Raw genomic sequence first — 12,857 nt, 5'->3', positions numbered from 1 at the left:
TCAGGCGACCATCACGTACCGGCCGGGGGCACCGTCCGCCCGGGCGGGCGCCCCGGGGGTCTCGGCGACGACCGCGTTGTGCGCCCGGGCCCACTCGGCGACGAAGTCCTCGGTCTCGGCGGGGGTCGTGTGGGCCAGCAGCGCGGTCAGCGCGTCGCGCAGCGCCCGTACGCCGGCCGCGGTCATCGCCAGGGTGGTCGCCGTGTGGTCGCCGATCTGCAACGCGTACGGGTAGACCGGGTCCGAGGTCGGCTCCAGCCGGATCGGCGGGTGGCCCGCCTGCTGCCACGGCCGGGTGGGGCACGGCTGAACCGGGGGCGCGGTGGGCCGGTCGCTCATGACGGGCTCCTCGAGAGGTGAGCGTGCGGCGGCAGGGTTCGCTCGCCGAGATCATCCTCGGAGCCGTCCGGGGCAGCCCGGGTGCACGCCGGTCACCGTACGGTGAGAGCCGCCGGCACGGTTGACGCCGGCGGCGAGGATGACACCATGGCCGACCTCGTCGCTGGATCCCGTACCGAGGTGCCGCACCGGCGCACCTGGCCGATCGTGGTCGCCGCCGCCGTGCTGGCCGCCGCGGCCGCCGCGGGCCTGCTGCTGCTGACCTGGCCGCGGACCACGACCGTGCGGACGATGCCGGCGACCGTCGCCTACGGTGGCGGCTCGCCGGTGCACGTGGCGGTGCTCCGGCACGTGCACGCGCCGCTCGGCACCGATCACTGGCTGGTCGTGCTGGGCAGCGATCCGGGCGGTGACTACGGCCATGTCGTCCGCCTCGACGCCACCGGCGTCGACCCCGCTTCGGTCGCAGTGCAGTGGGAGCAGGACGCCGCCGTCCTCGTGTACGGCAGCGGGCACCGGTTGAGCGTGCCGTCCCGGTTCTTCACCGGCGGCCGCTGACCCCGTGTCGTGACGGCAGGGGCCCGCAGGCGCGGCGATCACCCGATGGGCCCGGCGTACCGGTGCGTCCGGCCCTGTCCGCGGCGGGCGGCCGGGCGTTATGCCTGGGGGTACGGGAGGTCGTCATGGTTGTCAGGAAGTCTCAGGCGCTCGCCGGGCCCCGCCTGTCGTCGCGGCAGGTGTGGGATGCCGTGGCGCACGCCTCGTTCGCGGTGCTCAGCCACGTGACCGCGGCGGGCGCCCCACGCTCCAGCGGCGTGGTGTACCTCGTCAGCGGCGGCAGCATGTACGCGGCCGTCGCGCCGGACAGCTGGAAGGCACGGCACATCGGCGCAGACGGCAGGGTGGCCGTCACGGTGCCGATCCGCCGGGGCGGGATGCTGGCGTCGGTCTTCCCCATCCCGCCCATGACGATCAGCTTCGCCGGGGTGGCCACGCTGCACACCGTCGAGGCCCTGGACGCGGTGCCGGGCCTCGCGCGGCTGGTGCCCCCGGAGCGGCGCGACGCCTGCACGATCGTCGAGGTCCGGCCGGTGGGGCACTTCGTCACGTACGGCGTCGGGGTGCCGCTCCTGGCCATGCGCGACCCGGCCCGGTCCCGCGCCCGCACACCCGTGGCCTGACTACCCGGCGCCGGAGGACCCCCAGCGCGACAGCGGTGCGACAACCGTATTGCAACTTGCAATTGCATGCGACTGTGCAAGTATATGCAACATGACAGACGTAATCATCAACGCTCGGGTCTTCGACGGCCGGGACGTCATCGACGCCACCACCGTGGTGGTCGAGGACGGCCGCATCGCCGCCGTCGGCGGACCCTCCCCCGCCGGTGCGGAGATCGTGGACGCGGCGGGCGGGACGCTGCTGCCCGGGCTGATCGACGCCCACGTGCACACGAACGTGCCGAGCCTGGCCCTCGCCCTGCGCTTCGGCGTCACCACCGAGCTGGAGATGCAGGGCACGAACACCCGGCACCACCGGTCGCACATCACCGAGGACGACAGCCTGGCGGACGTACGTTCGTCCGGCTTCGGCATCACCCCGCCCGGCGGGCACCCGAGCGAGCTGTTCCCCGAGGGTTTTCGGCCCGGCCCGCCGCCCGGGTCGCAGCCGCCCGGCAACGGGCGCGAGCCGCTGATGCCGTTCTCCACCACGCCGGAGGAGGCCGTGGCGTTCATCCCGAAGCTCGTCGAGGAGGGCTCGGACTACATCAAGTTCATGGTCGACGACGGCTCCGTGGAGGGTCATCCCGGCCTGCCCATGCTGGACCGCGCGACGCTGAACGCCGGCGTCGCCGAGGCCCACCGGCGCGGGATGCTGACCGTCGCGCACGCGCTGACCGTCGAGGCGACCCGGATGTCGGGCGAGGCGGGGATCGGCGGCCTCGCGCACCTGTTCATGGACCGGCCGCACACCGGCGAGCTCATCGACCAGATCGCCCGCTCCGGCGCGTTCGTGGTGCCCTGCGTGGTGCTGAACGCGTCGATGATGGGCATCACCGGCGCCGCGCTCGCCGACGATCCGCGGGTGTCGTCGCGGCTGGACGACCGGTGGCTCGAGACGCTGCGCTCGAGCTTCAACCACTATCCGCAGGGCGATCTCGCGGCCGTGCTGGCGTCGGTGAAGGCGTTGCACGACGCGGGGGTCGACATCCTCGTCGGCACGGACGTGTCGGTGCCGTTCCCGTTCCTGGGCGGCCTGGCACACGGCGCCAGCGTCCACCACGAGCTGCAGTACCTCGTCCAGGCGGGCCTGACGCCGGTCGAGGCCCTGCGCGCGGCGACCAGCACGCCGGCCCGCCGGTTCGGGCTGACCGACCGTGGCCGCATCGCCCCCGGGCTGCGCGCCGACCTGCTGCTGGTGGACGGCGACCCGACCACCGACATCGGCGCCACGCTCGGGACCCGGGCGGTATGGCGGCGCGGTACGCGTCACGAACCCGCGGATAGGCTGGCGCGGTGACCGAGCAGAAGCCGTCCCGGCGCGATCCCGACGCGGAGCTGCTGGACGCGGTCGGTCCCGCCTTCGCCCGGTTGCGCCGGCGCACGACCCAGGTGCCGGTCACGCCGCCGGTGGAGCGCAAGGACCTCAACCGCAATCTGCTGCTCAACGTCATCGACGAGGCGGAGGGCGAGATGAGCGTCGGCGCGGTGGCCGACGTGCTGGCCGTCGACCCGTCCGTGGCCAGCCGGATGATCGCCGACTGCATCGCGCACGGTTACCTGGTCCGCATGCCGTCGCAGGCGGACGCCCGGCGGGCGGTGCTGCAGCTCACGGAGGCGGGCTACGAGCTGCGCGACCGCTTCCGTTCGCAGCAGCGCCAGGCGTTCGAGTACATCACCCGGGACTGGCCGGTGGCGGAGCGCCGCGAGCTCGCCCGCCTGATCGTCAAGTACGCCGATTCGGCGGTACGGGCGAGCAGAGGCTGACGCTGCTCTCGCGGACCAGCAGCGCGTGCGGCACGACGACGCGGACCGGGACGGTGGCCACGCCGGCGAGCCGCCGCGTGACGAGGTCCAGGGCCCGGCCGGCGATGACCGCAGGATCGGCGGCGACGGTGGTCAGCGCCGGGCGGGTGTAGCGGCCCTCCTCGCCGTCGCCGGCCCCGGTCACGGCCAGATCCCCGGGCACACGCAGCCCCGCGTCGGCGGCCGCCCGGAGGACCCCGGACGCCAGCCGGTCACTGCCGCAGACGACGGCGTCCGGGGGTCGCGTGTGGAGGAGCAGCTCACGGGCGGCCAGGTAGCCGTCGGCCGGGCGGTGGTGGTGGGTGAGCCGCAGGAACCCGGGAGGCGGGGTCAGCCCGGCGTCCCGGAAGCCGGCGCTCATCCCCTCGGAGCAGGTGCCGATGGCCGCGACACGCCGCCGCCCGGCGCTGAGGAGGTGGACCACGGCGTCGCGGATCATCCGGGCCGCGTCGGCGCCCACGCAGTCGAAGCGCGGGTCGGGTCCGCCGCCGAGCAGGACGAGCGGTGTGCCGGCAGCCACGCACGCGTCGGCGAGGGCCGGCGGTGGCGCGTCCGCGTTCACCAGCACGGCGTCGACGCCCGGGACGTCGGCCGGGTCCGGCGCGCAGGAGCCGACGGGCTGGATCATCACCCGGAAGCCGAGCGGGGCGGCGAGGCGTACGAGCTCCTCCACGAGGCCGGGCGGGTGGTCGACGCCGGGCACGGCGAGGGCCAGCAACCCACCCCGGCGGCCCCGGCCGGCGCGCAGCGCCCGGGCGGCCACGTTGGGCCGGTAGCCGAGCCGCCGGATCGCCGTCTCGACCCGATGCCGCACGTCCTCGCTGACGTGGGGGTGGCCGTGCACGACGTTGGAGACCGTCTTCACCGACACCTGGGCGAGCCGCGCCACGTCCTTCAGCGTGGTGGCCACCGTCGATCCCTTCGGATGCGTACACCAGCAAAGCGCTTTTGGTGGTGTCTCCGCAACCCTGCCAAGGGGCTCGCGCGGCTGTCAAGGCGCTAGGCTGCACCCCGGCGGAGGGGGTCGGCGGTGAGTGACGAGGCGGCGGTTGCGCCCTGTGCCCGGCTGGTGCGCGACTTCGTCAACACCTACGAGCCGCAGGTCGACGAGGAGTCGCTGAGCACGCCCGACGCGCTGAAGGCCTGGCTCGTCGGCGAAGGGCTGCTGCGTCCCGGCACCCGGGTGCGCGCCGCCGACCTCGCGAGAGCCGTCGCGTTCCGTGAGGGCCTGCGCCAGGCGCTGCTGGGCAACGCCGGCCATGCCGCCGACGCGACCGCGCTGCGTGGCCTGGAGGAGGTCCTGGCCACGGTGCCGGTGCGGCTCACGCTCACCGACGGCCGGCCGCGGCTGCTGGCGGCCGGTGGCACGCCGTTCGACCGGGCGCTCGCCGCGCTCGCCGAGGCGATCCGGGAGTGCGCCGAGCGGCAGGTGTGGGGCCGGCTGAAGGTCTGCGACCGCGGCACCTGCCGGTGGGCGTACTACGACTCCTCCCGCAACCGCACCCGCCGCTGGTGTTCGATGGCGGGCTGCGGCAACTACATCAAGATGAGCCGCCGCAGCGCGGGACGGAGTCGAGCGCCAGCGCCATAGCGCCGATCAGCGGGGCGTCGTCGCGGAAGCGGGCCTGGGTCACCTCCGGCGGGAACGGCACGCACCGGCGCACCTCCGCCGCCACCCGCGGCATGATGTGGTCCGCCGCCCCGAGCATGCCGCCGCCCACGACCACGCGTTCCGGGTCGAGCGTGACGCAGAGGTTGGCCACGGTGCGCGACAGCGTCCCGACGGCTTCCTCCAGCAGGTCGGCGACCGCCGGTTCGGACCTGAGCCCGAACAGCTCCTCGGCCGTGACGGGCCGGCCGAGCACCGCCGAGCCGAGCCGGCCCAGCGCCGCGCCCGACACCCTGTCCTCCAGCGGGGCGTACCCGTCCGCGAAGCACGGATCGGTGTCCCGGTCGCGCAGGTAACCGATCTCCCCCGCCGCGCCGTGCGCCCCGGGCAGCACCCGGCCTCCGGCCACCAGCGCGACCGCCAGGCCGGTGCCGAGGTTCACGTAGAGGCCCACGCCGACCCCGCGCAGTGCCCCCCAGCGCAGCTCGGCCGCGGCGGCCGCGTTGACGTCGTTGTCGATGGCCACGGGGGCGTCGCCGAACTCCGCCCGCAGCAGCGCGGGCAGCGCCATGCCCTCCCAGCCGGGCACGTTCGGGGCCAGCCGTACCCGGTCGTCGCGCAGGACGCCGAACGTGGAGACCCCGACCGCGGCCGGGCCGGTCAGCAGGCCGCGCGCCGCGTCCAGGGTCCGCCGTACGGCCTGCTGCGCCCCGTCGGCACCCAGGGTCCGCAGCCGCACCGTGGTCTCCGGGCGGCCGTCCGGGGACCCGACGACCGCCGTGCCGAGCGCGATCTTGGTCCCGCCGAAGTCGATCGCCAGGACCCGCTCGGCCGTCACCGGGGCTGACCCCGCCGGGCCAGGGAGTCGACGGCGACCGCGACGGCCAGGACCGCGGCGGTGACCATGTAGCGCACCGACGAGTTGACGTTGAGCAGCAGCATCCCGTTGGTGATGGCCTGGATCACGAGGATGCCCAGCAGGGCGGCGTACGCGCGCCCCCGCCCGCCGAACAGCGACGTGCCGCCGATGACCGCCGCCGCGATCGCCATCAGCAGCGTGTCGCTGCCACCCGAGCTCTGGTTCACGGCCACCAGGCGGCTGGCGGCCAGGATGCCCCCGGCGCCGGCCAGCACCGAGGCCAGCGCGAAGGCGATCATCCGGATCCGGGTCACGTTGATGCCGGCACGCCGGGCCGCCTCCGCGTTGCCGCCGACGGCGTACATGTGGCGGCCGAAGACCGTGTGTTGCAGGACCAGGTCCAGCACGACGGCGAGCGCGGCGAAGACGACCAGCAGCAGCGGTACGCCGCGATCGGCCGAGAGCACGGTCACGACGGCGGCCAGGGCGAGCGCGAGTCCGCCCAGGCGCAGGGCTAGGCCGGCGACGGAGGCCACCGGGAGCCCCGCCGCGCGCCGCAGCCGGCGGTTGACGAGCGCGTACGCGGTGCGCACGGCGACGATCAGCACCACGGCCGGCCAGGCGACGCCCGGGGACAGCCACGTGTCGCTGAGCCTCGCCAGCAGGCCGTCGAACGGGAGGTTGATCGTCCCGCCGCTGCCCAGCAGGTACAGCATGAGCCCCTGCCAGCCGATCAGCCCGGCCAGCGTGACGACGAACGACGGCATGCCGAGCCGGGTGAACATCCAGCCGTGCACGAGCCCGATGAGTGCCGCGCCGGCCAGCGCGGCGGCGATCGCGGCGAGCGGTGGCCAGCCCCGGTGCACGGCCAGAATGGTCATGATCGTCGCGGACAGCCCGCTGACCGAGCCGGCGGACAGGTCGATCTCGCCGAGCAGCATGACCATGATGACGCCGAGGGCGATGGTGCCGGTGGCGGCCATCTGCATCGCGAGGTTGGTGAGGTTCTCGGCGGACAGGAAGCGGTCGTTCAGCGAGCCGAAGACGGCCGCGATCACGACCAGGCCGGCGACGACCGGCCAGGCGCCGACGTCGGCGCGGCCGGTACGGCGCAACGGTTGCAGCGGTCTGCGCAGCAGCGCGAGCGTGCTCACGCCGTTCCCTCCCGTGTGGACCCGGGCGATCCGGCGAGCGCGGCGCCTCCGGTGATGGCGGCAACGACCGCCTCCGGGGTGGAGTCGGCGGTGCGGAACTCCCCGGCGTTGCGGCCGAGCCGCAGGACGACGATCCGGTCGCTGGTGGCCCGGACGTCGGCGAGGTTGTGCGAGATGACCATGACGGCGAGCCCGCGGTCGCGCAGGCGCCCGATCAGCTGGAGCACCTGGGCGGTCTGCTCCACGCCCAGCGCGGCCGTGGGCTCGTCGAGGATCACGACCTTGGGCTCGCCGACCAGGGCGCGCGCGATGGCGACCGACTGCCGCTGCCCGCCGGAGAGCATCGCCACCGGCACCCGGATGTCCGGGATCCGGACGTCCAGCGAGGCGAGCAGGTCCCGCGCCGCCCGTTCCATCCGGATCGGGCGAAGGACCGACCAGCGCCGCCGCTCGTCGCCGAGGAAGAGGTTCGCGACCACGTCCAGGTTCTCGCAGAGGGCGAGGTCCTGGTGCACGGTCGCGATGCCGAGGCGGCGCGCGTCGTGCGGGGAGCTCAGGCGCACCGGGTGGCCGTCCTGCTCGACCGCGCCCTCGTCCGGGGTGACGACCCCGGAGAGCACCTTGACCAGCGTGGACTTGCCGGCGCCGTTGTCGCCGACGAGCGCGACGACCTCGCCGGGCCGCAGGTCCAGGCTCACCCCGCCGAGGGCCTGGACCGCGCCGTACCGCTTCGTGACCGATCGGGCGGACAGCACTACCGGATGCCCTGTCGCGCGCACGCCGCCTTGACGGCTCCCGTACAGATGTCGGCCGGCTTGTAGAAGCCGTCCTTCACGATCGTGTCCTTGATCCGGTCGGCGGTCACCGGGATCGGGTCCAGCAGGTACGCCGGGATCTGCGCCGTACCGTTGTCGACCTTCGCCGGCGCGCTGGGCTTCTCGCCGCGGACGGTCCCGACGGCCAGTTGCGCCGCCTGCTCCGCCTCCGTACGGATGTCCAGGTAGATCGTCATGTACTGCTCGCCGGTCAGGATGCGTTGCACCGCCGCGAGTTCGGCGTCCTGGCCGGTGATCGGCGGGACGGTGGCGTAGCCGGCGCGCTTCATCGCCGCGATGGCCCCGCCGGCCATGCCGTCGTTGGCGGACAGCACTCCGACGATGGAGTCGCGGCCGAGCGCGGTGATCGACTGCTCCATCTCCTGCTGGGCCTTGTCCGGGCTCCAGTCCGGGGTGTCGAACTCACGGCCGATCGTCACCTTGCCGTCGAGCACGTGGTGCGCGCCGGCCTTGTAGTCGGCCGAGCTCGGGTCGGTCGGCGAACCGTTGATCATCACGATCTGGCCCTTGGCTGCGGTGCCCGCCTTGCCGAGCGCGTCGAGCAGGGCCTGACCCTGCATCTCGCCCACCCGGACGTTGTTGAACGAGACGTAGTAGTCGTAGTCGATGCCGGAGATGAGCCGGTCGTACGCGATGACCGGCACCTTCGCCCGCTTGGCCTGGTTGACCAGGGGCGCGACGGCGCCGGCGTCCACGGCGTCGAGGACGAGGACGTCCGCGCCCTGCGTCAGCGCCGCCTCGACCTGCTGTTGCTGCTTGGCGGCGTCCTGGTCGGCGTTGGAGTACAGCAGCTTGCACTCGGCGCACAGCGCCTTGACCTTGGCCTCGAACAGCGGCCGGTCGAACGCCTCGTAGCGGGTGGTCTTGGACTCGGGGAGGAAGAGGGCGATCGTCGGCGCCTCCTTCCCGCCCGAGGCGGCGTCGGAGTCGTCCGCGGTGCCGCAGGCACTGACGAGGACGACGGCGGTGGCGGCGAGTGCGGCGAACCTTCTGGCTCTCACGGGCACCTCTTTCCCAGGGGTATGACGAGCATCGTGGGGCATCGGGCGGCGCTTGGCAATGACCTTTACTAAATTCGTGAGTGACCTTTACGAACGCCTGTGGCAGCCTGATGACGTGCAGAACAGCGCGACGGCCAGTACGACGGCGGTTCTCCGGGTGATGAACGAGCGCGCCGTGTTCGCGGAGGTCTTCCGGCTCGGCAAGGCGTCCCGCCCGGAGCTCGCCCGGATCACCGGGCTGTCGAAGCCCACCGTCGCGGTCGCCCTGAACAACCTCGAGGACGCGGGGCTGCTGCGTCAGGTCGGGCTGCGGGCCGGCCCGGCGGGGCGCTCCGCGCTGCTGTACGAGCCCCGCCCGGAAGCCGGGTACGTGCTGGCCGTCGACATCGGCCGCGCCTTCGTCCGGACGGCCCTGGCCGACCTGGTCGGCGACATCGTGGCGCGCAAGGAGGAGCCGTCCCACGGGGTCCGCAACCGCGATCTCGTCGCCCAGCTGACCCGGCTCGCCGACGAGCTGGCCGGCGCGGCGGGCATCAAGCGGGCCGACATCACGCTAGCCGTGTTCGGCACGCCGGGCATCCACGACAAGACGAGCGGTTCGCTGCACCTGGCGCCGAACCTGCCCGGCTGGGAACGGCGCGACAGCGTGGCTCGGCTGGCCGACGTCGCCGGGGCCACGTACGTGGTGGAGAACGACGCCGATCTCGCCGCGATCGGTGAGGCCACGTACGGCCTGGGCCGCGACGTGCGGCACTTCGTCTACGTGTCGATCGGCACGGGCACCGGCATGGGCATCGTGATCGACGGCAAGCTGTACCGCGGTTTCCGCGGCGCCGCCGGTGAGATCGGCTACCTGCCCGTCGGCGACGGCGACCCGCTGCTGGACCGGCCCGGCACCCGCCAGCGCGGCATGTTCGAGTCGGTCGCGTCGGCCGGCGCGCTGGTCGCGACGTCCCGGCGGCTCGGCATGCAGGACGGGGTCACCGCCAAGGACGTGCTCGACGCCGCCCGCGCCGGTGACGAGGCGGCCGTGCGGACGGTGCAGCGCGAGATCGACCACCTGGGCCGCGCGCTGGCCGGGGTGACCGCGGTCCTGGACCCCGAGCTCGTCGTGCTCGGCGGCGGCGTCGGCGGCCACGCCGGCGACCTGTTCACCGGCCCGCTGCTGGAGCGGCTCCGCAGCCTGGTCGCGCTGGACCCGCCCCGGATCGAGGTGTCCACGCTGGGCACCGACGCCGTGCTGCTCGGCGGGCTGGCCTCCGGGCTGAGCGCCGCCCGGGACCTCGTCCTGGACCGGGCCGGCGGCCTCACCCGGTCCGGGCCGACGTGATCTCGGCGGCGATGCCGCGCGCCCAGGCCCGTACCCGGTCCGGGTTGCGGAAGTCGCCGGAATGACCGTCGTGCTCCATCCGGCGTGCCAGCAGACCGAGCCAGCCGTGCGCCTCGGCGGACAGCCGCCCGCCGAACGTCACGTGCCCGCGCGCCTGGAGCAACCGCATCGCCACCTCGGCCTGACGGTTCGGTGGCAGCTCGCTGTCGTCGGCGGTGTGGTCGAGCGGCCCGCTGCTGAACAGCCAGACCGGACGGCCCGCGAACCGGCCGGCGAACCGTCTGGCGAACCTGCGGGCATCGGTGTGCCAGCCGGCCGCGTACATCGCGGCGCCCAGCACGAGGGCTTCGTAACCGTCCACATCGTCCACCGCGCCGGCCGCGACGAGCCGGGTGCCGAGCCCGGCGGCCCCGAGCTCGTCGGCTATCCAGCCGGCAGTCTCGGCGGTCGACCCGCCGGTTGATCCGTACGCGACCAGCACAGTCATCGCTGCTCCCCCTCCGGCCCGGACAGACCGCTGCCCCGAGTCTTTCCGCGCGGCGGCGGCGGCGGCTCAACGGCCGAAGGGCCCGGCGGGGCGGCCGTCCGGCACGTGCCAGCCGCCCGCTCTGAGGCAGGCGCGGGGCGGGCGGAATTCCCGCCGAGCCTCGAGGTCGGCGGGTGTCCCGGAGCCGGCGCACCACCGTCACGGCGGCCCCTCCCGCCCGGTGACTCCGCGTTTGCGGCACAGTAACCACGCGGCGCGTCCGCACCCGCGTAACTTCTTGCCCGTAGGGGCACGGGCGGCGCCGGCCGCCGTTCACGGCAGAGATGAGGTTCCGGGCATGGGAGAACCGTCCGACGACCGGTGGCTCAGCGAGGTCGCCGCGGGGGCCAGCCGGGACGCCGGTGGCGTGCCGGTGGAGCTGCTCGGTGACTACCTCCCGCTGATCGCCGACGCGGCGATCACCGGCCGCCGCCCGAAGCGGGCCGAGCTGGAGGCCGTGGAGACCCTCGGGCGCCGCGCCGCGGAGCAGGGCATCTCGGCCGGCCGGGCGGTGCAGCTGTACCTCTCCGCGGCCCGCCGGCTCTGGCAGGACCTTCCCGCCGTCGTCCGCAGCCGGGACCGGGAGGCGGTCCGGGCCGCCGCCTCGGCCGTGCTGCAGGTGATCGACGACGCGGTGGCGACGCTCGCCGAGGGGTACGCCCAGGCGCGGCGGGACCTCGTGCGTCGCGAGGAGGCTCTGCGCCGTGAGCTGGTGGACGATCTGCTGCGCGGCGACTCCGACCCCGGCGCGCTGGTGGACCGGGCCGAGCCGTTCGGCCTGGACCTGGCCCGGTCCCACCAGGTCGCCCTGGCCGCGCCGAGCCGGCGGCTGCCCGACACCGAGACGGCGATCACCGCGCTCGAGGCGGTGATCTTCAACCGGATGGGCGACCGGGACGTGCTCGTGGCCACCAAGGAGGGCCTGCTCGTGGTGCTCGCGCCGGCGGACGGCGACCCCGGCCGTACGACACCCGCCGCCCTGGGCCGGCTGATGCACGACGAGCTGCGCCGGCTGCCCCGCGGGCGGCCGTGGCGGGTCGCCGTCGGCCGGCCGCACAGCGGGCTGTACGGCATCGCCCGCTCGTACGAGGAGGCCCGCGAGGCCCTGACCATGGCGACGCGGCTGCGGCTCGAGGCACCCGTCGTCAACGCCCGGGACCTGCTCATCTACCGCGTGCTGCTGCGCGACCAGCCCGCGATCGCCGAGCTGGTCCAGGCGGTGCTCAGCCCGCTCGAGCAGGCCCGCGGCGGAGCCGAGCCGCTGCTGGGCACGCTGCAGGCGTACTTCGACACCGGCGGCGTCGCGACGGACACCGCCCGGCGCATCCACGTCTCCGTCCGGACGGTGACCTACCGTCTGCAGCGCATCAAGGACCTGACCGGCTACAGCCCGTCCGACCCCGCGCACCGCTTCACCCTGCAGGCGGCGGTGCTGGGCGCCCGGGCGCTCGAGTGGCCGCAGAAACCGGTCCCGCATCCGGCCTGACCCCGCGCCCCGGCGGGCGCCGCCCTCTTGCCGATGACCGGCAATCTGCGGTCCCCCCGTTCGCCGCCGGCCACCCTGTCGCCGGACCCGCCGCACGGGGAAGGCTGGGTGGCAGATCGGTGAGGAGGCTCCGCGATGCGCTACCCGGGCCGGCAGGACCCCATCGTCGTCGGCGTCGACGGCTCACCCGGCTCCAAGGCCGCCCTGCGAGGGGCGCTGCGGCTGGCCGACCGCAGCGGCGCGGAGGTCGAGGCCGTGTCGGTCTGGAGAGCGCAGCCGACGTACTCGTACGGGGCCGAGTGGGCGGCGGCGGCCATGTCCACCGGCGACGACCTCGCCGCCGACACCGAACGGATGCTGCTCGACACGCTCGTCGAGGTGGCCCGCCGCTACGGGCCGTCGGCGCCGATCCGGCCCCGCGTGCTCCGCGGCCGCCCGGCCGACGAGCTGCTCAGGGCCGCGCGGTCGGCGCAGCTGCTCGCCCTGGGCGGCCCCGCCCGCGGCACCGTCGCGGGACTGCTGCTCGGCTCCGTCAGCCACCGCTGTGTGCAGCGCGCGACCTGCCCGGTGCTCGTGATCCCCGCGGAGGCCGAGCCGCGCCCGTCCCGGTACGGCCGCCAGACCGGCACCGTCACCGCACCCTGGGCCTGACCCCGCGCCATTGCCGACCGTCGGCAAGCGGGCGGCCGGC

15 protein-coding genes are annotated in these 12,857 nt (G+C 74.5%); 8 read left to right on the top strand and 7 right to left on the bottom strand.

The window, feature by feature from the left end; genetic code table 11:
* Positions 1-339 (bottom strand): hypothetical protein, encoded by a 339-nt coding sequence (locus COUCH_RS16635; protein WP_249612992.1) that lies wholly within the window; start codon positions 337-339, stop codon positions 1-3.
* Between the two features lie 147 nt (positions 340-486).
* Here COUCH_RS16635 and COUCH_RS16630 point away from each other — a divergent pair, with 147 nt between their 5' ends.
* From COUCH_RS16630 to COUCH_RS16610, 4 genes are all read left to right on the top strand, one after another.
* Positions 487-897: a hypothetical protein gene (locus COUCH_RS16630; protein WP_249612991.1), complete on the top strand. Its 411-nt coding sequence runs from the start codon at positions 487-489 to the stop codon at positions 895-897.
* A gap of 125 nt (positions 898-1,022) precedes the next feature.
* A complete protein-coding gene (locus COUCH_RS16625; RefSeq protein ID WP_249612990.1) occupies positions 1,023-1,520 on the top strand; it encodes a pyridoxamine 5'-phosphate oxidase family protein in 498 nt (165 codons plus the stop codon).
* 91 nt (positions 1,521-1,611) lie between these two features.
* Complete coding sequence (locus COUCH_RS16615) at positions 1,612-2,859, top strand: metal-dependent hydrolase family protein (RefSeq protein WP_275980112.1); 1,248 nt, start codon at positions 1,612-1,614, stop codon at positions 2,857-2,859.
* Positions 2,856-3,326 (top strand): MarR family winged helix-turn-helix transcriptional regulator, encoded by a 471-nt coding sequence (locus tag COUCH_RS16610; RefSeq protein WP_249612989.1) that lies wholly within the window; start codon positions 2,856-2,858, stop codon positions 3,324-3,326. The genes COUCH_RS16615 and COUCH_RS16610 overlap by 4 nt, the downstream gene beginning before the upstream one ends.
* On the opposite strand, the gene COUCH_RS16605 is transcribed toward COUCH_RS16610, so the two are convergent.
* Positions 3,286-4,275 (bottom strand): LacI family DNA-binding transcriptional regulator, encoded by a 990-nt coding sequence (locus COUCH_RS16605; protein ID WP_249612988.1) that lies wholly within the window; start codon positions 4,273-4,275, stop codon positions 3,286-3,288. The two genes, COUCH_RS16610 and COUCH_RS16605, sit on opposite strands and share 41 nt — an antisense overlap.
* 120 nt (positions 4,276-4,395) lie before the next feature.
* On the opposite strand from COUCH_RS16605, the gene COUCH_RS16600 reads away from it, so the two are divergent.
* Positions 4,396-4,956, top strand: coding sequence for a CGNR zinc finger domain-containing protein (locus COUCH_RS16600; RefSeq protein WP_249612987.1), 561 nt, complete (start codon positions 4,396-4,398; stop codon positions 4,954-4,956).
* On the opposite strand, the gene COUCH_RS16595 is transcribed toward COUCH_RS16600, so the two are convergent.
* From COUCH_RS16595 to COUCH_RS16580, 4 genes are read right to left on the bottom strand one after another with little or no spacing between them, the layout of a single operon-like run.
* A complete protein-coding gene (locus COUCH_RS16595) occupies positions 4,907-5,812 on the bottom strand; it encodes an ROK family protein (RefSeq protein WP_249612986.1) in 906 nt (301 codons plus the stop codon). The genes COUCH_RS16600 and COUCH_RS16595 overlap by 50 nt on opposite strands.
* Positions 5,809-6,987, bottom strand: a complete 1,179-nt coding sequence (locus COUCH_RS16590) for a sugar ABC transporter permease (RefSeq protein WP_249612985.1) — start codon at positions 6,985-6,987, stop codon at positions 5,809-5,811. Before COUCH_RS16590 ends, COUCH_RS16595 begins: the two co-directional genes overlap by 4 nt.
* Positions 6,984-7,742 carry an ATP-binding cassette domain-containing protein gene (locus COUCH_RS16585; protein WP_249612984.1) on the bottom strand — a complete coding sequence of 253 codons (759 nt, stop codon included), beginning with the start codon at positions 7,740-7,742 and terminating at the stop codon, positions 6,984-6,986. The genes COUCH_RS16590 and COUCH_RS16585 overlap by 4 nt, the downstream gene beginning before the upstream one ends.
* On the bottom strand, positions 7,742-8,824 hold the full coding sequence (locus COUCH_RS16580; protein WP_249612983.1) for a sugar ABC transporter substrate-binding protein: 1,083 nt from the start codon (positions 8,822-8,824) through the stop codon (positions 7,742-7,744). Before COUCH_RS16580 ends, COUCH_RS16585 begins: the two co-directional genes overlap by 1 nt.
* Positions 8,825-8,900: 76 nt before the next feature.
* Here COUCH_RS16580 and COUCH_RS16575 point away from each other — a divergent pair, with 76 nt between their 5' ends.
* A complete protein-coding gene (locus tag COUCH_RS16575; protein ID WP_249612982.1) occupies positions 8,901-10,154 on the top strand; it encodes an ROK family transcriptional regulator in 1,254 nt (417 codons plus the stop codon).
* Here the strand turns inward: COUCH_RS16575 and COUCH_RS16570 are convergent.
* Positions 10,132-10,641 (bottom strand): flavodoxin domain-containing protein, encoded by a 510-nt coding sequence (locus COUCH_RS16570; RefSeq protein WP_249612981.1) that lies wholly within the window; start codon positions 10,639-10,641, stop codon positions 10,132-10,134. The two genes, COUCH_RS16575 and COUCH_RS16570, sit on opposite strands and share 23 nt — an antisense overlap.
* A 337-nt stretch (positions 10,642-10,978) precedes the next feature.
* Here COUCH_RS16570 and COUCH_RS16565 point away from each other — a divergent pair, with 337 nt between their 5' ends.
* On the top strand, positions 10,979-12,166 hold the full coding sequence (locus tag COUCH_RS16565) for a PucR family transcriptional regulator (RefSeq protein ID WP_249612980.1): 1,188 nt from the start codon (positions 10,979-10,981) through the stop codon (positions 12,164-12,166).
* Positions 12,167-12,301: 135 nt separating this feature from the next.
* A complete protein-coding gene (locus COUCH_RS16560) occupies positions 12,302-12,817 on the top strand; it encodes a universal stress protein (RefSeq protein ID WP_249612979.1) in 516 nt (171 codons plus the stop codon).
* Positions 12,818-12,857: the final 40 nt, after the last annotated feature.

The organism is Couchioplanes caeruleus (genome assembly GCF_023499255.1).
In the GTDB taxonomy this organism is placed as follows: Bacteria; Actinomycetota; Actinomycetes; order Mycobacteriales; family Micromonosporaceae; genus Actinoplanes; species Actinoplanes caeruleus_A.
The sequence above is the reverse complement of the archived record's forward strand: the minus strand, read 5'-3'. Positions and strand labels throughout refer to the sequence as shown.